The following is a 24,817-nucleotide window of genomic DNA, read 5'->3' as shown; positions in this document are numbered from 1 at the left end:
GAGGCCGGCGGCGTACAACAGTGCTCAGAACGGGGGCGCGCACATGGCCGACGACGCCGCAGCGAGGCTGTTCCGGGGCGGGGTGCCCGATGCCTACGAGCGGCTCATGGTGCCCCTGGTGTTCCAGCCCTATGCCGACGACCTGGTCGCGCGAGCGGTCTCGCACACCCCGTCCGCGGTGCTGGAACTCGCGGCGGGCACCGGCGTGGTGACCCGCGGGCTCGCCGCCGCGCTGCCGCCGGAGAGCACACTCATTGCGACGGATCTCAACGACGGGATGCTCGCCGTCGCCGAAAGGCGCGGCGCGCCCCGCCCCGCGGGCGCCCGCCCCGTCGCCTGGCAGGCCGCCGATGCCCAGGCACTGCCCTTCGACGCGGAGTCCTTCGACCTGGTCGTCTGCCAGTTCGGCGTCATGTTCTTCCCGGACCGACCGGCCGCCCACGCGCAGGTGCGGCGCGTGCTGCGCCCCAGCGGCATCTCCCTGTTCTCGGTCTGGGACTCGATCGCGACCAACGCCGTCGCGCTCGCCGTCGACGAGGCGTATCGCCGGGTGCTCCCTGACGCACCGCCGAACGTGATCACGCGCGTCGCCCACGGCTACCACGATCCCGAGACCATCCGCGCGGACGCCGAAGCCGGCGGACTCGTCGTCGTCGCCCTCGACGAGGTGGAGCTGATCGGGGAGGCGGAATCGGCGGCGTCCGCAGCCGCCGCGATTCCCCGCGGCACTCCCCTGCGTGCCGAGCTCGAGCCGTACGGGCCCGAAGTCAGCGATCGGATCGAGGCAATCACGGCCGAGCTTCTCGAGCAGCGCTTCGGCACCGGCCCGGTCCGCACGCCGATCCGGGCGTTCGTGGTCACGGCGCACCGCTGAACCCGGGCCGGCTCGGTTGCTCCATCGCCGCAGGTCCGACGACACCGAGGGGCACAAGTCCGCCGATACGACAAAACCCCCGGAAATCCGGGGGTCTCATTCTGTAGACCTTGTCGACCTCTATTCAAAGAAGTCTGACGGGACTCAGGTCACGCCTGAACAACAGCGGTCATGGGTAGAAAAGTCAAGCTCCGGAGCAAGTTTCGCGTCACCTGTGTTACGCCAGCCGCATGCTGTCTTGCGCCGCATCGGACGCCGTCGCCGTCGCCGTCGCCGTCGCCGAGATCATCCGCAAGTATGACGAAGGCGAGACTACCAAGACTCTGGCTGCAGAGTTCGGTGTCGCTCGCAACTCCATCCTCAACCTCCCGCAAAAACAACGTCGTCGTACGACGGCAGCCACCGACTCTTGAGCAACAAGCCCAGCTTGCCGCCGAGTACGAAGCTGGGGCCACCATCGCGGAGCTCGTCATCAGACATGGGCACTCGTATGGCGCAGACCGACGAGCACTGAAAGAAGTTGGGGTGCGCATGGGTCCGAGGGGACAAGCAAGCAAGCAAGCAAGCAAGCAAGCAAGCAAGCAAGCAAGCAAGCAAGCAAGCAAGCAAGCAAGCAAGCAAGCAAGCAACACTAACTGACTAGCTGACCGTTCATCATCTCGGGAACTTCACCTCGTCAGGATACTCAAACGCACCAGATCCTCTCGAAGGTCATCAGTAGACGCTTTGAGCGGATGGAATTCGCCGAAGGCCTCACGAGCTTTGATCGCGCCATAAAGGGTTGTAAATACGGCCAGTGCTAGCCCAGTCAACGTAACAACGCCCAAGGGAAATGCAGGGTGCTTCACAAGTGTTGCCGCTTGCGCCCGCTGACGCTCAGCCGTCAGGACGTCATCCGCAGCGTCCATTACCCCCGAGCACTCGTCTCCATCAGCATGCGGCGAGTGGATCAAGCAATTGATATCTTTGCGCCAACCCTTGATCGCCTGGGCATGGGCGTAAGGGTGAGCACCGATTTCTCCGTCTCGTTCGGGTTCACCTTGCTCGAATCGCCAGCCCTCTGCGACGCGACCGCCGTCCAGCGCTCGGAAAAGACCCACTCGAAACGCCGCGTCTCGAACTTCGCCCTTCGACCCTGAAGCCTCGAACGTGACAACCGGAAGTACGTCCGCCTGCTTGGTGAGTGGCTGTCCAAGGATCCAGCCTGAAGACTGGAGCTTCACTGGTGGCTCTTTATGCATCATGTGGCCCTCAAGCGTTGAAGGCTGAGCGGGCCTAAATTCAGTCTTCAAGGACCGAGCCAAGAAGTCGCTCCCCGGCGTTGCCATCCTGGCCCATTCGGCCAGCACGCGCCACATCAGCTTCCTGTCGGCGTCGCCGTAGGGGACGAAGGCGTCAGACATCACACAAACAAGCGCCGCTTCGGCGTGTACTCGACGCCGACCAATTGCCGCACGAATCGGCTCCGGAAGGCACCCTCGAGGTCCGACATGTACTCTTTGGCGGTTTCTGCTGGGTGGAAGGCGGAAACATCCTCGCAGAAGATCTGATCGTCTTCCCGCAGTCGCTCGCCGGGGCCCGGCTGCGGCAACCGATCAAGATACCAGATGTTTCTACCAACCAGAGTCGATACTGCTTGAGCGTGCGCCTCCCCCAGGATCGGCGTGTCGTCTCGCCAGTTGCCAGCTACGAGAGCGGTCAACCTCTCCGCGTCACCGCGTTCTGACGGCACGAGCCATGGTCGATCCTGAATCAAGTGAGGAAAGTCAACTAACACGTTTTGCGCGGGAATGACGACGCGGTCGAGCCAACGACGTAGGCCTGCGCGCGCGACCCTAAGACGCTGAGGCTCCGGAAGCTTCGCGTCTGCTTGACGCCCCACGCCAAAGCTAATCGAGCTTGCGACGTCGCGAAGAGTTATACCTGCAGGGGATTCCGCATCGAACCGAAGACGTTCCCACTGCTTGTCATCGACCGCGTTAGCGTCGAGTCCGAGCATCTCACACACCGTCATGTCCAAGACCTCAGCCACCGCGTCCTTACCGACACGGCTCGCTTCCATCTGGAGAAAGTTGGAGAGGACCGGCCAGCTCCAAGGCCTGAACGTGCCATCGATCTCGCCAAACCACAGGCCACGACTGTCGATATCCGGAGAGGCGATGTAGACATCCGCAGGCAAGTCCGCGAAGCGCTCCATGGTCAGGTCGAACGTACGTTCCTTGAAGATATGGTTCACGACGACAAGAACTCCTGCGGACGAGAAGTTTCTTGCAAGCCAGGCTACATTACTTCCGTATTCACCGACGAGGTGATCATTGATCACAGCGATCTCTTCGCCAGCGATTTCCGCGCCCAAATCCGGAGTCAGATCGGAATCGAGAATAACCAGATCCGCTTTGTCAAATTTGAAAGCATTGTCATGCAAGATTTCCTCGCCGCGTTTGCTTGCCTGAACTCGTAGGTGCAGCGCGGCAACGGCGTTCGCAAATTCAACGGTGGGTAGTGCTTCCACGTGGTATTCATCGCCCGGCAGTAGTTCTCTTAGCTGCTCCGCCCAGCCATTTGCACGACGCCTGTCGTCGTCACAAACAAGAATGTTGAACGGGTAACTACTCGATTTCGACATCTACTTACCCCATGAGATTCTAATTGCTGTTGACCATCCATCATCCGGTTGCTCAAAACCAACCCGGCATCCAACTTCATCTGCGATCATCTTCACAATCGTCAGGCCGAGGCCTGTGCCGCCAAGTCCTAGCGCTGCCGCTCGCTCGGTCACAGCGGCGGCTCGCTCAAACGGTAGAAACAGGCGATCCGCGCGCGACAAGTCCACTCCACCGACACCGTTGTCCTGGAAGCGAATACTCCCACCGCCATCGTTGGCAGCTCCATCAACACACACGATGCCTGGTCTACTCTCCAACGTTGCACGGAAGGCATTCATTAGGATGTTCTGCATTACCGAGGACCAAGCGGTATACGTAGCCGGCGGCAGCATGAGATCCTTGGGCAGGTTGCCGGTGTCGACTGCGGTCCGTCGGGCAAGAACTCCCAACGTGTCCGCAACGTCCTCAACCACTGCGCGAGCGCGGTACCGTCCGATCTCCGTCCTGTTCTCCTCTTCCAGCAACGGACGAAAGAGCGAACGAATCCGTTCTGATCGCCGCCCCCACTCCTGAAGCGCAAGAGCAACGCCGCCTAGCTCTTCTGCCACACGAGGCTCAGTCGTCGCAGCAATCCGGCGCAATTGCCTGGCAACCTCGTCGATCTGGCCTCGCTGAGCAGCCACTTCATGCTCATACGCCAGCGAAGTCATCCCCGCAGTTGCAAGCGAACCAAGCAGGGATGCGTATGCCCGCGCTTCCGACTCACGAGTGGCTAGTTCGACGGTCGCGACATTGATAGCTTCCCGAAGAACTTCGTAGCTCTCGGCGGGAAGGCTGTCACGAACGTTCTCGACAACCTGCGAAGCCGCGCCTAAAGCCTCCGTAGCCTGACGGCGTGGCACACGCGGCTTGTCCAGGGCACGTCGGACCTTAGATCGAGCACGAGCGGCTGCATAAAGGTCCATCCCCAAGCGCACGGTGGCTGCAAGCTGTCGAAATGCCTGATTCGTAGAGAGCCGATCGCGCGAGATCTGAATCGCAAGAGCCTTCATGGGATCTCGGCCTACCTTGGCTGCTACCCGCTGCTCTCGCGACGTCCAGATGTTCGCCGCGCCGAAGACCCGCTTATTGGACGGAAGATCCTGCATTCCGTCTTTCACCTGCAGCGCTTCGGGCAAGAGTCTGCTTCGCGAGATCCGGCGTGCGTGATCTAGCTCAAGCCGAAGCCAGTCATTGTCCGGCCCGTAGTAGGGGAGGTGAAAACCGTTGTCATAGAGGTGAACGCCCCCGAAAGTCGCGAGGTACTTTCTGGCATCGCTAACTTTGATTCCGCGCGGCTGACGACGCACGAGATCAAACACCTTTACTTCAAAGCTGAATTCGTCAATTTGACAGTCCGGAATCTCGACGACATAGCTCCGCCTCGGGTACCCTTCGAGATCCAAAGCCAGAATCGCATATCGCGCCGGATCAACCTGGCTTGGCACCCGTGCTGCCATGTCATCTATCTCTAGATCGAGAGCTCCTTCTTCGTCCTCATACCGCTCAGCGCTATCCAGAATGATGCGCTCTGCATTCGGGGGAAGATCCTCCCCGGGGCGAGCCAGGCGTCCCGTTATCGTTGCATTGGCGATGTCGAACAGAGCATCCATTTGGTCGTCAAAGCTGGTTTGAACGTCTTCGTACGGAGTATTGAGGACGACCGAGAACGAACGACCATCGGTAGTTTCAAAAGGAGGCCTCAAGGCCCAGATTTCCTGCGCGAGACCGCGAAACTCCTGCGACCCCCATTCCGCTAGGAGACCGGAAAGGCTAACTCGAGTCCCGTGAGCAGAGCCGTTGGCAAAGGGTGGGACGCCTGCCCCTTCGGTGAAGTCTACGGTTACGCTCGTGAGATCCTTCTCGCGCACTGCGTCCGCCCAGGAGATGCCCGCGCTGATGCTCGGGTCAAGTCTGATCGGCTGACCTTTCGGTCGCTTTGGATCGCTCAGGGCCACACTCTGGATCGACAAACCTGTCGCCAGCAGTTGCGCCGCGAGCCGACCCACGCCTTTCGAGCCAGTGAGTGGACGTCTGAAATAGGGGCTGGCTTGTTCTCTTGCTTTGTGCGTCGTTCCGATACGCATCCAGCGTTCGATGAACGTTGACTCGTTCATGCCGTTGCCATTGTCCGTCACCTCTATGAGGTCGTCACGGAACGTGATCTCCACGACGGTGGCGTCCGCGTCGTATGAGTTCTTGATCAGCTCACCCAGCGCGATGTGCGGGCGCCCAACGAGCCGTTCGCCCAGTTCCCGCAGCAGGCGGGCATCGACGGTGAACCGAATGGGACGACCCACGAACTCCCCCTATCGATCGACAACCCGCCGATACCTCGACCCAACATACCCAACGACCGCGGACGCGGGACATCTCCGTGTCGGCGACCGCTGGTTACTCGCCCGGCTCGACGTCTAGTATGCGCGCGACCACCGACGTTGCCTCTCTACGGTCGCGATCCGCGAAGACCTTAGCAAGCGCGAGTCGATTCTCTTCGCCTACATCGGAGTACTTGGGCATCCGGATCTTCTTCAAATACTGCGCGCTCACACGCAGGTGACCATTCGCCATCTTCACCGAGTACGCCTCCACGAAGGCACCAGCGATGTCGGACAGCAAGTATCCACCAAGCGCTTCGAGGTCCCACTCCGACGAAGTGATGTAGTAGGCACTGTGTAGAGGCCAATATCCCTTGGTATCGAGCACCGGCTCGATCTTGTCGTTGATGTCAGCGACGATCAGCTTCGGTCCTTTGTAGTCATCGGAAGGCGGCCGGTCGATCGTCCGCCACCAGGCGTTCGGGTTGCGCTTCCCGACGTAGCGTGACTTGAGCGCCTCAGCGTGCTTCTCGAAGTGGGCCTTGGCGCCTGGATACTCAGCTAGGTCGACCAGGTCTAAGCCCTTCCAAGGGCTCACGATCTGCCGTCCGGCCCACTTCACGACGCCGTCGCGGAGATCCGCCGGCCCGATCGCGCGCTTCAAAAGCTCTGGTTCCACTCCCCCGGGCTCGGAGACAACGTAGACCTTGTCCGCGCCAGTCGCGATGCCGACTCCAATGGAGATCCCGACCTCACTCAAGGAGGGCAACCTCGCCTCAAGGTCCGCGATCAGGCGGAGTCGTTCGGGCGGGCCCGACGGCCAACTGCCATCAGCGCGCAACCGCCCCTCCAGCATTGCCGCGCTGAAGTCCCCCTCGCTCAGATCCTTCTTCTCGTCGCCTGCGAGCCACTGACGAAACCGCAGCACGCTTGACGCTCCAAAGGTAGGACGCGCCGTGGCAAGCGCCGTCGACGAATGCGAAGCACGCTCGATGACCGTGATGGCCGGGTAGGCGGCGACTGGTACGTCAAAGACATCGCTCTGGTGGAGCTCAAGAAGGAGCTCTAAGGCGAAGTTGTCTACAACGTGTCGACGAAGTCCCGCACCGTATTGGTTGTGCATCCAGCGGTCAGCGCAGATGAAGCAGAGTTTGCCTCCTTCAGCGAGGAGGGACAGCCCAGCTTCAAAGAACCCGATGTAGATGTCAGCCCTTCCGGACATGGTGGTCCATCGCTCACGATAGGCGGCGTAGACCGCTGGATCTGCCTCTTCGACCCGCACATAAGGTGGGTTTCCCACGACCCACTGCGCCACTATGTCGATCTCATCCAGCAAGAAATCACCCTGAACGACCCAGGCGATGGCGAGCGCACGCGAAGTCTCCTCTGACGCTCCCGCCTGGACGAGGAGGTTTGCGACCACCGTGCGCGCCCGCTCTGCCGACTCCGGGTCGAGCTCGTACCCCCGAACCGCCTCCGTCAGCGAGTCGAGCGGGCGTCCGTGTTCCTTTGCCGATGCGGCGAGGCGGGGGACGATGCGCGACAGAAAAGCACCGTCGCCGCATCCGGGTTCCACGATTGTGTGCGCGCCGAGGTCCGCTGAGACGTCGTAGCCAATCAGATCGAGCATCAGGTCGACTACCCAGGCCCTGGTGTAAACGACGCCTGCGCCTCTGTCGGCCTGCGGTCTAGGCACTTGCCAACTCCTCCGGCGTGACGTCCAGCGTGGGCACCCTCCGCTGTCTCCGCTGCCCGCGCCGAAGATGCACCTGCTCCGCGATGTGCGACGCGGCCTCACCTGCGTCTTCGTGTTCCCAGACCGTGATGACCTTCCACCCCCGTGCCGAAAGCTCAGACTCCATCCGCCGGTCACGCTCCTGGTTTCCTCGAAGCTTGGCTTCCCAGCGCGCCGCATTTGCCTTGGGATGAGTCTGGTGGAGGGGACAGACATGCCAGAAGCAGCCGCGAACGTCGACGATCGCTTTCGCGCCCTTGAAGAGGATGTCCGCTCTCCACCGAAGGTCTGCTTCGGGTCTGATCTGCAGGCGGTACCGAAGTCCGAGGTCGCTGAGAGCGCGCCGCAGCTTCAGCTCCGGCGTCGTGTTCTGATGCTTCACGGCCTGCATGCGGGTACGAGCAACATCAGACGACGCCCACGAAACTACCCGGCTCGCATCGGTTCGCATCGTCGAAAGATGACTCTCAAGATCATCGAGGAAATGATTGTCGAGAGTGATCCCAGACTCTTCAATACGGGAGAGGAAACCCCTCGTCGCACGATACGAGAGCGGACGAAGTCCCTCGTGATCTAGGACCTCATCAAGCGGTGCAATGGCAGTCTCAATCGGCCATTTCGATGCCAGAGCCGCGTGCACCTGCATGCCGGGTTCGCCGTACGCAGCATCGGGCCAGGGACGCCGCGCATCTCTCGGAGCTCCGCCCACGCCAACCGTCCGCAACCTGCCGACGTCGGCCGCGACAATTCGTTCACCGACCCAACGGGCGAGGGGAACCGTCACCGCATTGCCGACGAGCTTCCACCTCGCCGACGGTTCGCCAGGACGATCGGCATCGGCGGTCCATCCTCGTTCGAACCCCTGGAGCACCTCGGCGTCCTCGATCGAGGGCAGAACGATACGTTGACCGAGCGGGGCTCCTGGTCTCCAGACCGCCGGCGCAGACGGCAGGCCGACCGTTGATCCGCCTTTCAGCGTCGGAACCGCACCGCGGACGAGTCCGACGCCGCGGCGGCCTTCGGTCCAGTAGAACCCGGACGCCTCCGCCTGCGCAGGCTCCTCAAACGGCTCAACACCGCGAGTGTCGTCCCCGAGGAGCGCTTGAGCAGCGAGACCAGGAGCAGTCGAAGCCAGCACGATCACGCGATTGCGTCGCTGCGCGACGCCGAAGGCGCGCGAATCGAGCACTCGATAAGCCCAGCTGTATCCAAGCGCTTCGAGCTTCTCGATGATCAACTGGATGCCCGCCCCGCGACCGAGCCGCAGGAGATTGGGAACGTTCTCGAGCACGAGCCATTCTGGCCGCGTTGCTTCTGCGATGCGGAACACTTCCGACACCAGGCCCGAACTCGCTCCGAAAATGCCGGCTTGCCTACCGGCATGAGACAGGTCGACGCAGGGAAACCCGGCTGCGAGCAAGCGGTGGTCGTGGGTGGGCGTGAAATCACGCACATCGCCGGACAGAGTGACGCCCGGTTCGCGGAGAGCTAGCACCCGACGAGCAGGTTCCCAAGACTCGCAAAGCTCAACCAAGGTGGCGCCAGCAGCGACTAGTCCGGAATCCATACCTGCAATTCCGCTGAACAGGCTGACAAAGGGTAGCGCATGGACCGCCCGCTGCAGGGGTTGCGCTGCCAGCGGACGATCGGCCGCGTGGGGGGCAACTTCGGTCATCACAGGCGACTTTACTCGAGCGCTTGAGGTCCTGGGGCCGCCTGTCCACAGATATTCTGTGAACTCGGGCTGAAGAGGGGTTCTGGGACGTGATGAAGGCCAAGAGGTTAGTGAAATCCGAGGGTTGGAGCCTGTTCGACCGCGTCGTCGGTCAGGCATCGCTTCGCGACACGACGCCCTGGAGAGTCGAAGCCGGAGAGGTCCGCTACTCGCCTGACTTCGACACGCTTGAGTTACTCCTCCGGGTCCCATGGATGCTCGGTTCGAGATCGGCTTCGGGTCTCCCTGCGTTGGCCCTCGACGTTTGGACTGCGTATGAGCTTCGACGCGCAGGCTTCGGGCCCGACTCGGTGTGGCCGCGCGCCGATGTCCCTCGCATCCTCCCAGGCCCGATCGCGACGTTGCTTGAGAATCTAAACCAGCCCGACGCTGCACGCCTTCGAGAGCTCCTAACTTCAGGCAAGACCTTCGGGGGAACAGTGGGAGCCAGCGCCAAGGTCCTCGGCAAGAACTACATGAAGCAAGTCGACGTCGTCATGTCGGACTGGAATACAGGGCCGGAGCTGCTCATCTCAACGAAGCGGATGGATGACTCGTACGGAAATAACGCGCCTAATCGCATGGAAGAGAGCTACGGCGACGCGAAGAACCTACGGAGCAGACATCCACGCGCAGCGCTCGGCTTCGTCTTCAGCCTCAACGCAAACGCATTCATCGAAGCCCCCCGCGTCGCGGATTGGATCCTTGACCTATTGGCGAAGCTCGGGCGCGAAGATGACGCATACGATGCCGTCGCCCTCGTCGTTCCTCGCTATCCCGAGCAGCCAAGTGGCAGTGGCGATGGACAAGGCACTGACGCCTCCGACGCTGGCGACGAACCTGAATCTGCGCTCATTGAAGTCGAACTACTTCCGCCGCCGACACACGAGCCCGTGCCATCGAGCGACTCAGACGCCGATAAGCTCTTCGCTCGCCTGAAGACGACGGCAGCGATCGAGCTCAGCCACGATGGAGTCCCAGAAGAACTGACCCCCGCAAGATTCCTGACCCACATGATCCGGCACGTTCTGGACAATTCCCCGATCACTCGTCATGAACGCGCTCGCGATCTTCTCGCAGACGCAGAGAGTCTTGCTCGCGCTGGTAACGGCGACGTGGGTCGGAGGAATCTCTACGACGAGATTTGACTTCACGATCTCGCGAGACCCAGGGCGCCGCGATCGTTCACTTCATCTGGTCTGGTGGTGCCGCGGGCATGTAATTTTGTCCGAGGACTTCACATACTTCGGTAGTGGCTCACCGCACTCGCTATCCGACGGCGCCACCTCGACACGCGTGCTCTGGGGGGAGATTCGGACGCTTCATCGTCATACGCGGATGGCAGGCGCTGCGGCCCGAGTCGCACGTTCGAGGCTCGCGGTGGCACTCCAATACCAGGCATCCCGCAGTGATTCACGGGCCATGAGTCGATCACGACGACGAAGCAACACACACAAACTGGATCGAAGAACGTTGCCCTCGTCGTCATCGTCGCGAACGTGACTTCGACGCCACCAATAGCAATCTCACGCCTACAGGCAGGTGAGACAGGGAAGGTCCAGGGTACGACAACACCCCGGAAATCCGGGGGTCTTCATCTGTAGCAGGAGCGGGGCTTGAACCCGCGACCTCACGATTATGAGTCGTGCGCTCTCACCAACTGAGCTACCCTGCCGCACGGCATCCGATGGATACTGCGAGCCCCGAGTCAGGATTGAACTGACGACCCCTTCCTTACCATGGAAGTGCTCTGCCACTGAGCTATCGGGGCGTGCCGCCCGCGAGCGGGCAACCAGACGAGAATACCAAAGAATCCGCGCGCTACCGAATCGACGCGGCTCCCGCGTCACACGGGCGTGTCCCGCGCCAATGCCGGCCGGTCAGGCGGTCTCGAGGATCCGGCGCCGCAGCTGCTCGACGACACCGGCGCCGCCCGCGAGATTCAGCCGGCGAGCCACATCACGCCCCTCGGGACGACGGAACACCCCGCCCGCCTCCTGCACCAGCAGGGCACCGGCCGCGTAGTCCCACGGCGAGAGTCCGCGCTCGAAGTAGCCGTCGAGACGACCGGCGGCGACGTAGGCGAGGTCGGTGGCCGCACTTCCGCCTCGGCGCAGATCGCGCGCGATCGGCATCACCCGCCCGACGACGGCGAGGTCGCCGGCATGCGTGCTCGGGTCGTACCCGAAGCCCGTCGCCAGCAGCGCGCCGGCCGGGCCGGGCTCGGCGACGCGCAGCCGCGCCCCGTTCATGTGCGCACCCTCGCCGCGCGCCGCCGAGAACGTCTCGCCGACCACAGGCGACCGCACCACGCCGGCGAGCGCGGTCCAGGCGTCGGGGTCGCTTCCGCCCTCGACCGCGGCGATGCTCACGGCCCACAGCGGGATGCCGGACGCGTAGTTGACCGTGCCGTCGATCGGATCCACGACCCAGGTGATGCCGGTGGTGCCCTCGCCTGCTCCGGACTCCTCACCGAGGAATCCGTCGCCGGGACGCTCCGCCGCGAGACGGGCGCGGATCAGCGACTCCACCTCGCGGTCGGCCTCGGTGACGATGTCGGCGAGCGTCGACTTGCTCGCGGCGATCGAGACGCCCTCGTCGCGTCGTCGGCGCGCGAGCTCTCCCGCCTCCCGGGCGATGTCGACCGCGAGCTCGCGGAGTTCGACGGCGCTCACGATGCCGACGAGGGTGCGGACGGCGGCGCCGGCGGAGCCTGCGGGAACCCGGTCATCTCGCTCGGGTGATCCACGCCCGACGGCCTCGCGTCGTTCAAGCCGTGCCCGCCGGACAGCGGGTCCGTCGGGGGCGAGGCGACGGTGGCGATCGCCGGGAATCCGGCGGGAGCAGCCGCGGACGCCGGGGGCTGCGGGAGCTGCCCGGGGATCGTCGCACCCGGAGACGGCACGCCCGTGTAGTAGGCGTTCCAGTCGGGAGCGCCGTCGGGAAGCATCGGCAGCGGGGTACGACCGTCGGCGAACGTCGGCCACGGCTGCGGCTGGCCCACGAGCGGGGCGACCGCGGCGGGCGTCCCGTAGCCCCCGCCGACCGCCGTAGCGGGAGCGGGCCGCTTCGGAGCGAACAGGGCGTTCAGCAGCGGGATCAGCATCGTCCCGACGGCGGTGAGGATCGTGAGCGCGACGACGATCCGCCAGTACAGCTCGTCGTAGTGGAACGTGTGCGGGAACGTCAGGTAGAACACCAGCATCGCCACCAGGCCCGCGAGGAAGGCGTAGGTGACCCAGACGATCGCCCGGGTGAACGCGGTCTCATGACGGGCCGCCGCCTTCTGGAACAGGCGCACATGCAGCAGGGCGAGCTGCAGGATGCCGACCACGAGCACGAGCTGGAAGAAGCGCTCCAGTCCGGTGAAGTAGGCGAACGGGATGTCGTCGTCGGGCAGCCAGATCTTGACCGCGCCTACGAGCAGGGCGAGGATCCACGAGATCATGCTCAGCAGGGCGAGCCAGTCCTCGCGGTTCGGGGCGAGGCTGGCCTCGAGGATCGCGATCGCCGCGAATCCCGCGAGCAGCAGGATCGTCAGGAAGGCCCGGCCGATGAGGCCCTGCTGGTCGCCGATCAGCACCCAGACCACGCACACCAGCGCAGCCGCGATGAGCGCGCCGATCGCGATCCAGATGGCCCCGCGGATGAGCAGGGACGTGTTCGGGCCGGACTTCGCCGGCGTCGTCGTGTTCGCCATGGGATCCCCCGTCTGTCGTGCCTTCATCCTCGCATGCCGGCCGGAGGTGACCGGGGACGCGGCGGAGACGGTGGAGAACCGCTCGCTCGCGGCTGTTGTGCGGAGCGAGGTGTCAGCGTGCGGCCGAGCGACTCGCGAACGCAGCGATCAGGCCCTGCGCCTCGGCACCGTCGAAAGCGGCGGCGATGCTGCGCGCCTCCTCGTCCAACTGCCCGGCGAAGGTGCGCTCGGGGCGGGAGCGCACGAGACGCTTGGCCTGCCCGTACGCGCCGAACGCCCCAGCGAGCCAGAAGCGCGCGATCTCCTCGGCGCGGGCGCGGACCGCCGCGGCGATCGCCGCCGCATCGCCCTCCCCCACCGCTTCCGCCGCGATGCCCCACTCCACGGCCTCCGCGGCGGTCAGCATGCGATCGGTGAGCAGGAGCTGCAGCGCGCGCCGTTCGCCGACCGCGGCGGCCAGCTGCGCACTGACCGAGAGATCGGGTGTGAGTCCGATGTTGGCGTAGAGGCTGCCGAAGCGCGAGTCGGATCCGACGACCGCGTAGTCACTCGCGAGCAGGATCCCCAGGCCGCCGCCCGCGGTCGTGCCGTGCGCCGCGGCCACGACCGGCACCGACGAGGAGACCAGGGAGGCGATACCGGAGTGGATCACGTCGGCGAGGCGCTGGATGTCGGCGGAACCGCCCATGCCGGTGGCCATGTCGATGACGTCGCCGCCCGCGCAGAACGCGCGCCCTTCCCCCTCGATCAGGATCGCTCCCACGGCGCTGTCGCGCACGGCCGCGGCGGTCGCCTCAGCCCAGGCGTGCGCGAGATCGGCGTTGAAGGCGTTGAGCCGCTGGGGGCGGTTCAGGGTGATCCGGGCGAGCCCGTCCTCGACACGGTAGAGCAGCGGCTCGGACATCGGACTCCCTCGGGATCGGCGGCGATCGTGCGGCGCTGGCCGCCCGATCAGCCTACCTGCGCGAGGCCGCAGCGTGGCACTGAGTATCAGAATGCATGAGTCTCAGGATCAGCTGTCGCCGAGGACCGATGCGACGAAGGAGTAGACGCGTCGATGCGTGCCGTCCAGACGCCGGTCGGCGAGCCGCTCCGCGCGGATCTCGTTCGGTGCGAGCGGCGGAGCGAGCCGCACGCTCTCGTGGCAGGAGAGGTCGGCGCAGATGTACGTGCCCACGACGGATCCCTTCCGCCCCTCCGCCCCGGCCCTGCGCGCGGCGAACAGGGCGACCTGGTTGCCCGGCTGCATCGTGTGGCAGAGGTTGCACATGCCGGAGCGCACACGCGACGGATCCGCCGCGCGCAGGACGATCCCGACGGCCTCGCCGTCCTGCTCGATCAGGATGTAGCCGCTGCGGGACGCGATCGGGTCCCGCCAGGCGAAGAAGTCGAGGTAGTCCCATTCCGCGAGGAGCAGGTCGTGCGGCATCGCGATCTCGGCGACCTCGTCGGGCTCGGCGTTGCGGAACGAGGCCCGGATCTGGTCTTCGGTGAGGGCACGCATGAAGACCAGTCTAGGAAGGCCGGGGCTCGGGCGGCGATGTCGGTGGTCCCCTGCAGGATCGATTCGTCGGGCTGCACGGGCGCGACGGAAGGGACAGCCTTGGATCTCGCATCGATCCGCATCATCACCGACGACGTCGACCGGCTCGCGGCCTTCTACCAGGAGGTGACCGGGGCGACCGCGGCGCGGCCCGCGCCGGTCTTCGCCGAGTTGCGCACCACGAGCGGAACCCTGGCGATCGGAAGCACCGCGACGGTCGCCATGCTGGGCGACCGCGCCCCTCATCCAGGCCGCAACGACTCGGTCATCGTCGAGTTCCTCGTCGATGATGTCGACCAGGAGTTCGCACGACTGCGGGATGTGCTCGACGACGTCGTGCTCGAGCCGACCACGATGCCATGGGGAAACCGGTCCGTCCTCTTCCGCGACCCGGACGGGAACCTGGTCAATCTCTTCAGCCGCCCCGCACCGGGCTCCTGACCGCCGTCCGCCCCGCGGAAACGACGGAAGGCCCCCGCATCGCGAGGGCCTTCCGTCATGGGTGGCAAGTGAGGGATTCGAACCCCCGAAGCATAACGCGGCTGATTTACAGTCAGCTCCCTTTGGCCGCTCGGGCAACTTGCCAATGCACGCCCGCCCCGCTTCTTCAGCCGACCGGGGGCGCGAAGATCAAGCATACCCGGCGGATCCGTCCGGGAGAAATCGAGGGGTCACCGCGTGCCGACGCGTCGGCTCACGCACCCCGGATGGACGCGCGCGGCCAGTTCCGGGCGGTGGAGCACCCGTTCCGCGATCTGAGGATGCGCACAACTCGCCGAGTGCGCGGCTTCGTGCCCAGTGCACCGGGAATTCGCGCGAACACGTCGTGCACTCGGCGGCTTCCCGTGCACTCGGTGCGGGAAGTCCGCCCCTGCGCCGCCGTCAGGTGGCGATGCGGGAGATGCGCGCTTCGAGTCCGTGCCAGTCGGGCGCGGGTGCGTGCGCCGCGGGAGGGTCCGGAAGCAGCCGCACGGGCGCATGGCGCGCGGTGCCTGCCACGATCGGCGCCGGAAGCAGCGGCACGGATGGCGGCGGCGAGGCGAGGATCCCGTCCGCCTCTCCGGCCGGAGAGTGCGTCCCCGCGGCCTCCGCCTCGCCCCGCTCCGCCGAGTCCTCGGAATCGGGCACGGCGGAGGCTCCCTCCTCGGGTTCCGGCAGGTGCGTCGTGTCGACCGGGGCATGGGCGTCCGCGTCGGTCGACGCGCCGGCGGGAGCGCCCGCGTCGGCGTGCGCCCCGGGATCGGTCAGCCCCAGAGCGCGCAGCACCTCGTCCCGCTCCTCGACGACCGTGCTCGCGATGCCCTGACGGAGATCGACGACCACGTCGGCCTCGGCCTCGGCCGCGAGCGAGCGCCGCGTGTCGGCGAAGGCGCGCTCCTCGCGGCGCACCTCGATCTCGGCGCCGCTGCGGTCGCGCACCAGCGCACGCCGCAGCGTGCCCTCCGGCGCCGGCACCGCGACGAGCCGCACTCCGCGATCGTTCAGCACGTCACGGATGCGCTCGCCATCGGCGTCCTCGCCGACGGGCGCGACGACGGTGAGGGAAAGCCCGTGCCCGAGCAGGGCGCTCGCGAGGTCGATCGCGTCCCCGCCCACGCCCTCGCGCATTCCGCCGGGGTCGCGGATCTCGTCGATCCGGGCCTCCCCCAGGATCACCACCCGGTGCTCGGTCATGCCGCCCCCTCTCCCGGTAAATCCCCCCAAGGCTACTCCGGCGCGCGGCACACGCCCGCCGCCGTTCCGTCGCTGCGGCGTCGCCGGCATCGCGAGGCCTATCCTTGCGCCATGGAGACTCGCAGCGTCGCGGTCGTGCTCGCCGCCCTCAGCCTTGCCGCAGCGCTCACCGCCTGTTCCCCGACCGCCCCGGAGAGCTCGCCCACGGGCGGCGGCGCGACGAGCGGCTCGACCTCGGGCTCGAGCACGCCGACGCCGCAGAAGACGTCCCCGTCGCCGAGCCCGTCGGCGACGTCCGCGGCGCTTCCCGCCGACTGCAAGGCGCTCCTCTCCGCGGATGTGCTCTCGCAGCTGGGCGACACTCCGCTGAACTCGCCCGTGTTCGGGCCGAGCGGCGTGCAGTCCGACGGCAGCCTCATCTGCATCTGGGCGGATCCGAAGGCCGACACGACGAGCATCACGACGACGATCTCCCGGAAGTACCGCGGCGAGGCGCTCGACATGCTGAACGGACTCGTGAAGACCGAGGGCTTCAGCTGCTACACCCCGTCCCAGGGCACGCGCTGCGAGAAGGAGTGGGCGGATCCGACCTATCCGGTCACCGACGGACGCACCCTGTTCTGGCGCGACGACGTCCTGATCGACACCCGGTACTCGAACCTCGCGCCCACCGGCTACACCTCGAGCATCGTGGCGAGCATCTTCGGATCCTGACCCGCCCGCCGTCTCGCTCCGGTCGCGGAAGATGTCGCTGAGACGCGGTCGGAACGACATCTTCTGCGACCGGAGCGAGGAACGGAAGCCCGGACCCGGATACGCGAAGACCCCCGGATCCGTGCGGATCCGGGGGTCTTCGTCAAGCGATCAGGCTCTCGCCTCGATCAGTTGTAGGTGCCGGGAGTGATGTCGTCGGTCGAGAACGCGTCGAAGTCGACGTAGCCGAAGTCGCCCTCGGCGTACGCGCCGTCGGATGCGAAGATCCGGTTCGGGTAGCGCTCGCTCTTGGCCTCCTCGGTCGCCTCCACCGTGATGTCGCGGTAACGGCGCAGGCCGGTCCCCGCGGGGATCAGCTTTCCGATGATGACGTTCTCCTTGAGGCCGACCAGCGGGTCGCTCTTGCCCTCCATGGCGGCCTGCGTGAGCACGCGGGTCGTCTCCTGGAACGACGCGGCCGACAGCCACGACTCGGTCGCGAGCGACGCCTTCGTGATACCCATCAGCTCCGGGCGACCGGACGCGGGGCGCTTGCCCGCCGCGACGGCCTCGCGGTTGACGTCCTGGTAACGACGGGCGTCGAGCATCTCACCGGGCAGCAGGGTCGTGTCGCCGTGGTCGACGACGGTGACCTTGCGCAGCATCTGGCGCACGATGACCTCGATGTGCTTGTCGTGGATCGGCACACCCTGGGAGCGGTACACGTCCTGCACGCCGCTGACGAGGTAGCGCTGCACCTCGCGGGCGCCCATGACGCGCATGACCTCCTTGGGGTCGAGCGTGCCGACCTGCAGGGGGTCGCCGACCGAGACGTGCTGGCCGTCCTCGACGAGGAGCGTCGCACGCTTCAGCACAGGGTAGACCACTTCCTCGTCGCCGTTGTCGGGCGTGAGGATGACCTTCTTCGACTTGTCGGTCTCCTCGATCGTGATGCGGCCGTCGGCCTCGGCGATCGGGGTGGCGCCCTTCGGGGTACGGGCCTCGAAGAGCTCCTGCACACGGGGCAGACCCTGCGTGATGTCACCCGCGGAGGCGAGGTGGAAGGTACGCATCGTCAGCTGGGTACCGGGCTCACCGATCGACTGGGCCGCGATGATGCCGACGGCCTCGCCGATGTCCACCGTCTTGCCGGTGGCCAGCGAGCGGCCGTAGCACTGCGCGCAGACGCCGACGGCCGAGTCGCAGGTCAGCACGGAGCGGACCTTGATCGACTCCACGCCGGCCGCGACCAGCTTGTCGATGAGCACGTCGCCGACGTCCTCACCGGCGGTCGCGACGACCTCTCCGGCCGCGTTCACCACGTCGGACGCGAGCGTACGGGCGAACACGGAGTTCTCCACGTTCGCGTCGCGCACCAGCTCGCCGGCGCTGTTCGGCGCGGCGATCGGCAGCTCCAGGCCCTTCGAGGTGCCGCAGTCGTCCTCACGGATGATGACGTCCTGCGAGACGTCGACCAGACGACGGGTCAGGTAGCCCGAGTCGGCCGTACGCAGAGCGGTGTCGGCGAGACCCTTACGGGTACCGTGCGTGGCGATGAAGTACTCCGCCACCGACAGGCCCTCGCGGTACGAGGAGATGATCGGACGCGGGATGAACTCACCCTTGGTGTTGTTCACCAGACCGCGCATACCGGCGATGTTACGGATCTGCAGCCAGTTACCACGCGCTCCCGAGGACACCATGCGGTTGATGGTGTTGTCCTCCGGGAAGTTCGCCTGCATCTCGGCCTGGACCTCGTTGGTCGCCTTCGTCCAGAGCTCGACGAGCTCCTGACGACGCTCGGCGTCGGTGGTCAGACCCTTGTCGTACTGCGCCTGGATCTTCTCGGCCTGCTTCTCGTAGCCCGCGACGATCTCCGCCTTGTTCGGCGGGGTGATGACGTCGCTGAGCGCGACGGTCACACCCGAACGCGTGGCCCAGTAGAAGCCGGCGTCCTTGATGCGGTCCAGCGACGCGGCGGTCTCGACCTTGGGGTACTCCTCGGCGAGCTTGTTGACGATCTGCGACAGCTTGCCCTTGTCGGCGACCTCGCGCACGAACGGGTAGCCCTTCGGCAGGGTGTCGTTGAAGATCGCCTGGCCGAGCGACGCGTCCACGAGACCGTGGGCGTCGTAGCCCTCGGGGGCCTCGCCCTCGAGGAACGTGAGACCCGGGATGCGGATGCGGACCTTCGCCTGCAGATCGAGGGTGCCCTCGTCCTTCGCGAGGATCGCCTCGCCCACCGAGCCGAACGCACGACCCTCCCCGAGCGCACCGGACTTGACCGTGGTCAGGTGGTGCAGACCGATGATCATGTCCTGCGAGGGCAGGGTGACCGGGCGGCCGTCGGACGGCTTGAGGATGTTGTTCGAGGCGAGCATCAGCACGCGGGCCTCGGCCTGGGCCTCGACCGACAGCGGCAGGTGCACGGCCATCTGGTCACCGTCGAAGTCGGCGTTGAACGCCGCGCACACGAGCGGGTGCAGCTGGATGGCCTTGCCCTCGACGAGCTGAGGCTCGAAGGCCTGGATGCCCAGGCGGTGCAGGGTGGGGGCGCGGTTCAGCAGCACGGGGCGCTCGCGGATGATCTCCTCGAGCACATCCCAGACCTCGGGACGCATGCGCTCGACGGCGCGCTTGGCGGCCTTGATGTTCTGCGAGTGGCCCAGGTCGATCAGGCGCTTGATCACGAACGGCTTGAACAGCTCGATCGCCATCGTCTTCGGCAGACCGCACTGGTGCAGCTTGAGCTGCGGGCCGACGATGATGACCGAACGGCCCGAGTAGTCCACGCGCTTGCCGAGCAGGTTCTGACGGAAGCGACCCTGCTTGCCCTTCAGCATGTCGCTGAGGGACTTCAGCGCGCGGTTGCCGGTGCCCGTGACGGGACGACCGCGGCGGCCGTTGTCGAACAGCGCGTCGACGGCCTCCTGCAGCATGCGCTTCTCGTTGTTCACGATGATCTCGGGGGCGCCGAGGTCGATCAGACGACGAAGACGGTTGTTGCGGTTGATCACGCGGCGGTACAGGTCGTTCAGGTCGCTGGTCGCGAAGCGGCCACCGTCCAGCTGCACCATCGGGCGCAGCTCCGGCGGGATCACCGGCACGACGTCGAGCACCATGGCGGCCGGGCTCATGCCGGTCTCCAGGAACGAGTTGACGACCTTGAGGCGCTTGATCGCGCGGATCTTGCGCTGACCCTTGCCCTCGGAGATCTGCAGGTGCAGCTTCTCCGACTCGGCGGCGAGGTCGAAGGCCGCGAGGCGGCGCTGGATCGCCTCGGCGCCCATGTGCGCCTCGAAGTACTGGCCGAACCGGTCCTGCAGCTCGTGGAACACGTCGTCCTCGGGACGCAGGGCCCCGACCTCGAGGGTGCGGAAGTCCTCCCACACGCGCTCGAGCTTGACGATCGCCTCGTCGGCGCCCTTGCGGATGAGGGACATCTCCTTCTCGGCGGCGTCCTTCACCTTCTTCTTGGCGTCGGCCTTGGCGCCCTCGGCCTCGAGGGCCGCGAGCTCGGTCTCCAGCTTGGCCAGGCGCTCCGCGATCTTGGCGTCGCGGCGGTCGCCGAGCGTCTTCAGCTCGAGGCGGATGTTGTTCTCCTGGGTCGCCAGGTCGCGGTGGCGCGCGTCCTCGTCGACCGAGATGACCATGTACGCGGCGAAGTAGATGACCTTCTCGAGGTCCTTCGGCGCCATGTCCAGCAGGTAGCCGAGGCGCGAGGGCACGCCCTTGAAGTACCAGATGTGGGTGACGGGCGCGGCGAGCTCGATGTGGCCCATGCGCTCGCGGCGGACGGAGCTCTTGGTGACCTCCACGCCGCAGCGCTCGCAGACGATGCCCTTGAAGCGGACGCGCTTGTACTTGCCGCAGGCGCACTCCCAGTCGCGGGAGGGGCCGAAGATCTGCTCGCCGAAGAGGCCGTCCTTCTCCGGCTTCAGCGTGCGGTAGTTGATGGTCTCGGGCTTCTTGACCTCACCGTACGACCACTTGCGGATGTCGTCTGCGGTGGCGAGGCCGATGCGAAGCTCATCGAAGGTTGTTGCGTCGAGCACTAGTTCTCCTGTGTCAATGAAAACTGATGATTGAGCAGGTCGGCGGAGCCGAACTGCCGAAATCAAAAAGTCAGGGCCTCGGGGGACCCGGAGCGGATCCGGATCCCCCGAGGGCTCAGATCTCGTCGATGGATGCGGACTCGAAGCGGCTGGAGATGTTGATCCCCAGCTCCTCGGCGGCGCGGAAGGCCTCGTCGTCGGTGTCGCGGAGGTTGACCGCGGTGCCGTCGGCCGAGAGGACCTCGACGTTCAGGCAGAGCGACTGCATCTCCTTCATGAGCACCTTGAACGACTCCGGGATACCCGGCTCCTGGATGTTCTCGCCCTTGACGATCGCCTCGTAGACCTTGACGCGGCCGAGGATGTCGTCGGACTTGATCGTGAGGAGCTCCTGCAGCGCGTACGCGGCGCCGTAGGCCTCGAGCGCCCACACCTCCATCTCACCGAAGCGCTGGCCGCCGAACTGGGCCTTACCGCCGAGCGGCTGCTGGGTGATCATCGAGTAGGGGCCCGTCGAACGCGCGTGGATCTTGTCGTCGACCAGGTGGTGGAGCTTCAGGATGTACATGTAGCCCACGGAGATCTGCCCCGGGAACGGCTCGCCGGAGCGGCCGTCGAACAGGGTGGTCTTGCCGGACGAGTCGATCAGGCGCACGCCGTCACGGGTCGGCAGCGTCGAGTCGAGGAGACCCTCGATCTCCTCCTGGTGGGCGCCGTCGAACACCGGGGTCGCGACCTTGGTGCCGGGGGCCACGTCGAACGCGTCCTCGGGCAGCTGCGCCGCCCACTCCGGGTTGCCCTCGATCTTCCAGCCCTGCTTCGAGATCCACCCGAGGTGGGTCTCCAGCACCTGGCCGAAGTTCATGCGGCCCGGGATGCCGAGCGGGTTCAGGATGACGTCGACCGGCGTGCCGTCGGCGAGGAACGGCATGTCCTCGACCGGCAGGATCTTCGCGATGACACCCTTGTTGCCGTGGCGGCCGGCGAGCTTGTCGCCCTCGGTGATCTTGCGCTTCTGGGCGATGAAGACCACGACGCGGCGGTTGACGCCGGAGCCGAGCTCGTCGTCGCCATCCTCGGCGTTGAACTCCTTGACCGCGATGACCGTTCCCTGCTCGCCGTGCGGCACCTTCAGGGAGGTGTCGCGCACCTCGCGGCTCTTCTCGTTGAAGATCGCGCGGAGCAGGCGCTCCTCGGCCGACAGCTCGGTCTCGCCCTTCGGGGTGACCTTTCCGACGAGGATGTCGCCGGGGCGGACCTCGGCGCCGATGCGGATGATGCCGCGCTCGTCGAGGTCCTTCAGGAGCTCCGGGCTGACGTTGGGGAGGTCACGGGTGATCTCCTCCTTGCCGAGCTTCGTGTCGCGCGAGTCGACCTCGTACTCCTCGATGTGGATCGAGGACAGGGTGTCGTCCTTCACCAGGTCCTGGCTGAGGATGATCGCGTCCTCGAAGTTGTGACCCTCCCAGGTCATGAACGCGACGAGGAGGTTCTTGCCGAGCGCGAGCTCGCCGTTCTCCGTGGCGGGGCCGTCGGCGATGACCTCGCCGACCTCGACGCGCTCACCGGCCGAGACGACGACCTTCTGGTTGTACGAGGTGCCGTGGTTCGAGCGGTCGAACTTGCGCAGGTAGTACTCCTGCGTGCCGCCCTCGTCGAGCATGACCACGACGCGGTCCGCGGAGACCTCGGAGACCACGCCGGCCTTGTCGGCGGTGATCACGTCACCCGCGTCGATGGCGGCGTAGCCCTCCATACCGGTGCCGACGAACGGCGACTCGGAACGGAGCAGCGGCACGGCCTGGCGCTGCATGTTGGCGCCCATGAGCGCGCGCTGCGCGTCGTCGTGCTCGAGGAACGGCACGAGCGAGGTCGCGACCGACACCATCTGGCGCGGGGAGACGTCGATGTAGCCGATCTCCTCGGGGAGGAACATGTCGACCTCACCGGATCCGCCCTTGGGACGGGCCAGGACGTGCGCCTCGGTGAAGCGGCCGTCCGCATCGAGCGGGGCGTTCGCCTGCGCGATGTTGAAGTCGACCTCCTCGGCGGCGGTCAGGTAGTCGATGTGCTCGGTGACCTTGCCACCCTCGACCTTGCGGTACGGCGTCTCGATGAAGCCGAACGAGTTGATCCGCGCGAACGTGGCGAGCGAGCCGATCAGACCGATGTTCGGGCCTTCCGGGGTCTCGATCGGGCACATGCGGCCGTAGTGCGAGGGGTGCACGTCGCGCACCTCGACGCCGGCGCGGTCGCGGCTGAGGCCACCGGGGCCGAGGGCCGAGAGGCGGCGCTTGTGGGTCAGGCCCGCGAGCGGGTTGTTCTGATCCATGAACTGCGACAGCTGCGAGGTGCCGAAGAACTCCTTGATCGCGGCCACGACGGGACGCACGTTGATCAGGGTCTGCGGGGTGATCGCCTCGATGTCCTGCGTGGTCATGCGCTCGCGGACGACGCGCTCCATGCGGGACAGACCGGTGCGGACCTGGTTCTGGATGAGCTCGCCGACGGCGCGGATCCGGCGGTTGCCGAAGTTGTCGATGTCGTCGGTCGCGAGACGGATCTCGGCCTTCTTGCCGCCGCGGATCCCCTCGAAGGTCTCGACGCCGGCGTGGATGCGCACCAGATACTTGATCGTCTCGACGACGTCCTTGACCGTGAGGACGGACTCGTCCAGCGGCAGGTCGAGACCCAGCTTCTGGTTGATCTTGTAGCGACCGACCTTGGCGAGGTCGTAGCGCTTCGCGTTGAAGTAGAAGTTGTCCAGCAGCGCGCGGGCGGCCTCGGCGGCCACCTGCTCGCCCGGACGCAGCTTGCGGTAGATGTCGCGGAGCGCGTCCTCCTTGGTGAGGATCGTGTCCTTCGCGAGCGTCTCCTCGATCGAGGCGAAGCCGGCGAACTCGGCGAGGATCTCCTCGCTGGTCATGCCCAGCGCCTTGAGGAAGACGGTGACGGACTGCTTGCGCTTGCGGTCGATGCGCACGCCGACCTGGTCGCGCTTGTCGATCTCGAACTCGAGCCAGGCGCCGCGGGACGGGATGACGCGGGCGGACACGATGTCCTTGTCGCTCGTCTTGTCGGCGGTCTTGTCGAAGTAGACGCCCGGGGAGCGGACGAGCTGCGACACGACGACGCGCTCGGTGCCGTTGATGATGAACGTGCCCTTGGCGGTCTGCAGCGGGAAGTCGCCCATGAAGACCGTCTGGGTCTTGATCTCACCGGTCTGGTGGTTCATGAACTCGGCCTCGACGTAGAGCGGGGCCGCGTACGTCTTGCCGCGCTCCTTGCACTCCTCGATGGAGTACTTCTCGGGCTCGAGGTACGGGTTCGTGAACGAGAGCTGCATGGTCTCGCTCAGGTCCTCGATCGGGGAGATCTCCTCGAAGATCTCCTCGAGGCCGCTGGCGGTGGCGATGTCCTTGCGGCCGGCCTTGGTGGCCTCCGCGACGCGCGTGCGCCAGGCCTCGTTGCCCACGAGCCAGTCGAAGGACTCGGTCTGCAGGGCGAGCAGGTCGGGGACCGTCAGCGTGTCGGAGATCTTGGCGAACGAGAGGCGGGATGCGCCGCGTCCGTTCTTGATGGTGGTGGGAGTGGATGCGTTGCGAGCAGCAGCCAAGGGAATAACCTCCGTGAGCCCCGAAGGGCGTCTCGATTCCTCGTCGTCAGGTGGAGTGCGCCGCTCTCGCGATCACCGCACGCGAAAGCGCTCCGAGAGGAGCGAGGACGTACGGAGTTTCTGCCGACCACCATATGAGGGCAGGAGGGAGCGAGGCGCAAATATCCACTATAGGCCCGAAATCGCAACATGTCCAGCGCGATTCTTGACCTTCCGCCTCAACGAGGGTATAACCGCGAGCGCGCCCGGT

18 protein-coding genes and 3 tRNA genes are annotated in these 24,817 nt (G+C 65.8%); 6 read left to right on the top strand and 15 right to left on the bottom strand.

The features are described from left to right. Nucleotides 1-43: 43 nt before the first annotated feature. The 3 genes from WFJ17_RS11385 (at nucleotide 44) to WFJ17_RS18705 (ending at nucleotide 1,513) form a co-directional block, all read left to right on the top strand. Nucleotides 44-874, top strand: a complete 831-nt coding sequence (locus WFJ17_RS11385) for a class I SAM-dependent methyltransferase (RefSeq protein WP_336648473.1) — start codon at nucleotides 44-46, stop codon at nucleotides 872-874. A gap of 230 nt (nucleotides 875-1,104) precedes the next feature. Next, on the top strand, nucleotides 1,105-1,287 hold the full coding sequence (locus WFJ17_RS11380; RefSeq protein WP_336648472.1) for a hypothetical protein: 183 nt from the start codon (nucleotides 1,105-1,107) through the stop codon (nucleotides 1,285-1,287). Continuing rightward, a complete protein-coding gene (locus WFJ17_RS18705) occupies nucleotides 1,214-1,513 on the top strand; it encodes a helix-turn-helix domain-containing protein (RefSeq protein ID WP_442927981.1) in 300 nt (99 codons plus the stop codon). The genes WFJ17_RS11380 and WFJ17_RS18705 overlap by 74 nt, the downstream gene beginning before the upstream one ends. A gap of 29 nt (nucleotides 1,514-1,542) precedes the next feature. Here WFJ17_RS18705 and WFJ17_RS11375 read toward each other — a convergent pair whose 3' ends face one another. The 5 genes from WFJ17_RS11375 to vsr all read right to left on the bottom strand — a co-directional run bounded on the left by WFJ17_RS11375 (nucleotide 1,543) and on the right by vsr (nucleotide 9,247). Continuing rightward, complete coding sequence (locus WFJ17_RS11375) at nucleotides 1,543-2,277, bottom strand: hypothetical protein (protein WP_336648471.1); 735 nt, start codon at nucleotides 2,275-2,277, stop codon at nucleotides 1,543-1,545. Next, nucleotides 2,277-3,500 carry a hypothetical protein gene (locus tag WFJ17_RS11370; protein ID WP_336648470.1) on the bottom strand — a complete coding sequence of 408 codons (1,224 nt, stop codon included), beginning with the start codon at nucleotides 3,498-3,500 and terminating at the stop codon, nucleotides 2,277-2,279. The genes WFJ17_RS11375 and WFJ17_RS11370 overlap by 1 nt, the downstream gene beginning before the upstream one ends. Next, nucleotides 3,501-5,819: an ATP-binding protein gene (locus WFJ17_RS11365; protein ID WP_336648469.1), complete on the bottom strand. Its 2,319-nt coding sequence runs from the start codon at nucleotides 5,817-5,819 to the stop codon at nucleotides 3,501-3,503. It lies immediately after the preceding gene. Between the two features lie 94 nt (nucleotides 5,820-5,913). Continuing rightward, nucleotides 5,914-7,533 (bottom strand): Eco57I restriction-modification methylase domain-containing protein, encoded by a 1,620-nt coding sequence (locus tag WFJ17_RS11360; protein WP_336648468.1) that lies wholly within the window; start codon nucleotides 7,531-7,533, stop codon nucleotides 5,914-5,916. Further along, nucleotides 7,526-9,247, bottom strand: a complete 1,722-nt coding sequence (gene vsr, locus WFJ17_RS11355; protein WP_336648467.1) for a DNA mismatch endonuclease Vsr — start codon at nucleotides 9,245-9,247, stop codon at nucleotides 7,526-7,528. Before vsr ends, WFJ17_RS11360 begins: the two co-directional genes overlap by 8 nt. Nucleotides 9,248-9,339: 92 nt before the next feature. On the opposite strand from vsr, the gene WFJ17_RS11350 reads away from it, so the two are divergent. Continuing rightward, nucleotides 9,340-10,434: a hypothetical protein gene (locus WFJ17_RS11350; protein WP_336648608.1), complete on the top strand. Its 1,095-nt coding sequence runs from the start codon at nucleotides 9,340-9,342 to the stop codon at nucleotides 10,432-10,434. A 453-nt stretch (nucleotides 10,435-10,887) separates the two neighbouring features. On the opposite strand, the gene WFJ17_RS11345 is transcribed toward WFJ17_RS11350, so the two are convergent. The 6 genes from WFJ17_RS11345 to WFJ17_RS11320 all read right to left on the bottom strand — a co-directional run bounded on the left by WFJ17_RS11345 (nucleotide 10,888) and on the right by WFJ17_RS11320 (nucleotide 14,490). Continuing rightward, nucleotides 10,888-10,961: transfer RNA gene (locus WFJ17_RS11345), tRNA-Met, on the bottom strand. Nucleotides 10,962-10,985: 24 nt separating this feature from the next. After that, nucleotides 10,986-11,057: transfer RNA gene (locus tag WFJ17_RS11340), tRNA-Thr, on the bottom strand. A 109-nt stretch (nucleotides 11,058-11,166) separates the two neighbouring features. Then, nucleotides 11,167-11,961 carry an inositol monophosphatase family protein gene (locus WFJ17_RS11335; protein WP_442927980.1) on the bottom strand — a complete coding sequence of 265 codons (795 nt, stop codon included), beginning with the start codon at nucleotides 11,959-11,961 and terminating at the stop codon, nucleotides 11,167-11,169. Next, entirely contained in the window at nucleotides 11,958-12,986 is a 1,029-nt protein-coding gene (locus WFJ17_RS11330) for a hypothetical protein (protein ID WP_292885763.1), read from the bottom strand. The genes WFJ17_RS11335 and WFJ17_RS11330 overlap by 4 nt, the downstream gene beginning before the upstream one ends. 112 nt (nucleotides 12,987-13,098) lie before the next feature. Further along, a complete protein-coding gene (locus WFJ17_RS11325; protein ID WP_336629296.1) occupies nucleotides 13,099-13,890 on the bottom strand; it encodes an enoyl-CoA hydratase/isomerase family protein in 792 nt (263 codons plus the stop codon). Nucleotides 13,891-13,998: 108 nt separating this feature from the next. After that, nucleotides 13,999-14,490 carry an FBP domain-containing protein gene (locus WFJ17_RS11320; RefSeq protein WP_251438742.1) on the bottom strand — a complete coding sequence of 164 codons (492 nt, stop codon included), beginning with the start codon at nucleotides 14,488-14,490 and terminating at the stop codon, nucleotides 13,999-14,001. Between the two features lie 99 nt (nucleotides 14,491-14,589). On the opposite strand from WFJ17_RS11320, the gene WFJ17_RS11315 reads away from it, so the two are divergent. Further along, entirely contained in the window at nucleotides 14,590-14,970 is a 381-nt protein-coding gene (locus WFJ17_RS11315) for a VOC family protein (protein ID WP_251438743.1), read from the top strand. Between the two features lie 62 nt (nucleotides 14,971-15,032). On the opposite strand, the gene WFJ17_RS11310 is transcribed toward WFJ17_RS11315, so the two are convergent. Both WFJ17_RS11310 and WFJ17_RS11305 read right to left on the bottom strand, forming a co-directional pair. Further along, nucleotides 15,033-15,114 (bottom strand) — tRNA-Tyr (locus tag WFJ17_RS11310). A 297-nt stretch (nucleotides 15,115-15,411) separates the two neighbouring features. After that, nucleotides 15,412-16,203, bottom strand: coding sequence for a hypothetical protein (locus WFJ17_RS11305; RefSeq protein WP_336648466.1), 792 nt, complete (start codon nucleotides 16,201-16,203; stop codon nucleotides 15,412-15,414). Nucleotides 16,204-16,314: 111 nt separating this feature from the next. Here WFJ17_RS11305 and WFJ17_RS11300 point away from each other — a divergent pair, with 111 nt between their 5' ends. Continuing rightward, nucleotides 16,315-16,917 (top strand): hypothetical protein, encoded by a 603-nt coding sequence (locus tag WFJ17_RS11300; RefSeq protein ID WP_336648465.1) that lies wholly within the window; start codon nucleotides 16,315-16,317, stop codon nucleotides 16,915-16,917. A 167-nt stretch (nucleotides 16,918-17,084) separates the two neighbouring features. Here WFJ17_RS11300 and rpoC read toward each other — a convergent pair whose 3' ends face one another. Continuing rightward, nucleotides 17,085-20,951: a DNA-directed RNA polymerase subunit beta' gene (gene rpoC, locus WFJ17_RS11295; RefSeq protein ID WP_251438746.1), complete on the bottom strand. Its 3,867-nt coding sequence runs from the start codon at nucleotides 20,949-20,951 to the stop codon at nucleotides 17,085-17,087. Nucleotides 20,952-21,066: 115 nt separating this feature from the next. Continuing rightward, complete coding sequence (gene rpoB / locus WFJ17_RS11290) at nucleotides 21,067-24,567, bottom strand: DNA-directed RNA polymerase subunit beta (RefSeq protein ID WP_251438747.1); 3,501 nt, start codon at nucleotides 24,565-24,567, stop codon at nucleotides 21,067-21,069. Nucleotides 24,568-24,817: the final 250 nt, after the last annotated feature.

Origin of the sequence: Microbacterium sp. MMO-10, from assembly GCF_037148715.1 — a bacterium.
Taxonomy (GTDB): domain Bacteria; phylum Actinomycetota; class Actinomycetes; order Actinomycetales; family Microbacteriaceae; genus Microbacterium.
The sequence above is the reverse complement of the archived record's forward strand: the minus strand, read 5'-3'. Positions and strand labels throughout refer to the sequence as shown.

Excerpts from the sequence above, each read along its gene's own strand:
- WFJ17_RS11385 (WP_336648473.1), top strand. The coding sequence starts at position 44 with ATGGCCGACGACGCCGCAGCGAGGCTGTTCCGGGGCGGGGTGCCCGAT.
- WFJ17_RS11330 (WP_292885763.1), bottom strand. The coding sequence starts at position 12,986 with ATGGCGAACACGACGACGCCGGCGAAGTCCGGCCCGAACACGTCCCTG.
- WFJ17_RS11380 (WP_336648472.1), top strand. The coding sequence starts at position 1,105 with ATGCTGTCTTGCGCCGCATCGGACGCCGTCGCCGTCGCCGTCGCCGTC.
- WFJ17_RS11370 (WP_336648470.1), bottom strand. The coding sequence starts at position 3,500 with ATGTCGAAATCGAGTAGTTACCCGTTCAACATTCTTGTTTGTGACGAC.
- WFJ17_RS11305 (WP_336648466.1), bottom strand. The coding sequence starts at position 16,203 with ATGACCGAGCACCGGGTGGTGATCCTGGGGGAGGCCCGGATCGACGAG.
- WFJ17_RS11375 (WP_336648471.1), bottom strand. The coding sequence starts at position 2,277 with ATGTCTGACGCCTTCGTCCCCTACGGCGACGCCGACAGGAAGCTGATG.
- vsr (WP_336648467.1), bottom strand. The coding sequence starts at position 9,247 with ATGACCGAAGTTGCCCCCCACGCGGCCGATCGTCCGCTGGCAGCGCAA.
- WFJ17_RS11350 (WP_336648608.1), top strand. The coding sequence starts at position 9,340 with ATGAAGGCCAAGAGGTTAGTGAAATCCGAGGGTTGGAGCCTGTTCGAC.
- WFJ17_RS11325 (WP_336629296.1), bottom strand. The coding sequence starts at position 13,890 with ATGTCCGAGCCGCTGCTCTACCGTGTCGAGGACGGGCTCGCCCGGATC.
- WFJ17_RS11300 (WP_336648465.1), top strand. The coding sequence starts at position 16,315 with ATGGAGACTCGCAGCGTCGCGGTCGTGCTCGCCGCCCTCAGCCTTGCC.
- WFJ17_RS11320 (WP_251438742.1), bottom strand. The coding sequence starts at position 14,490 with ATGCGTGCCCTCACCGAAGACCAGATCCGGGCCTCGTTCCGCAACGCC.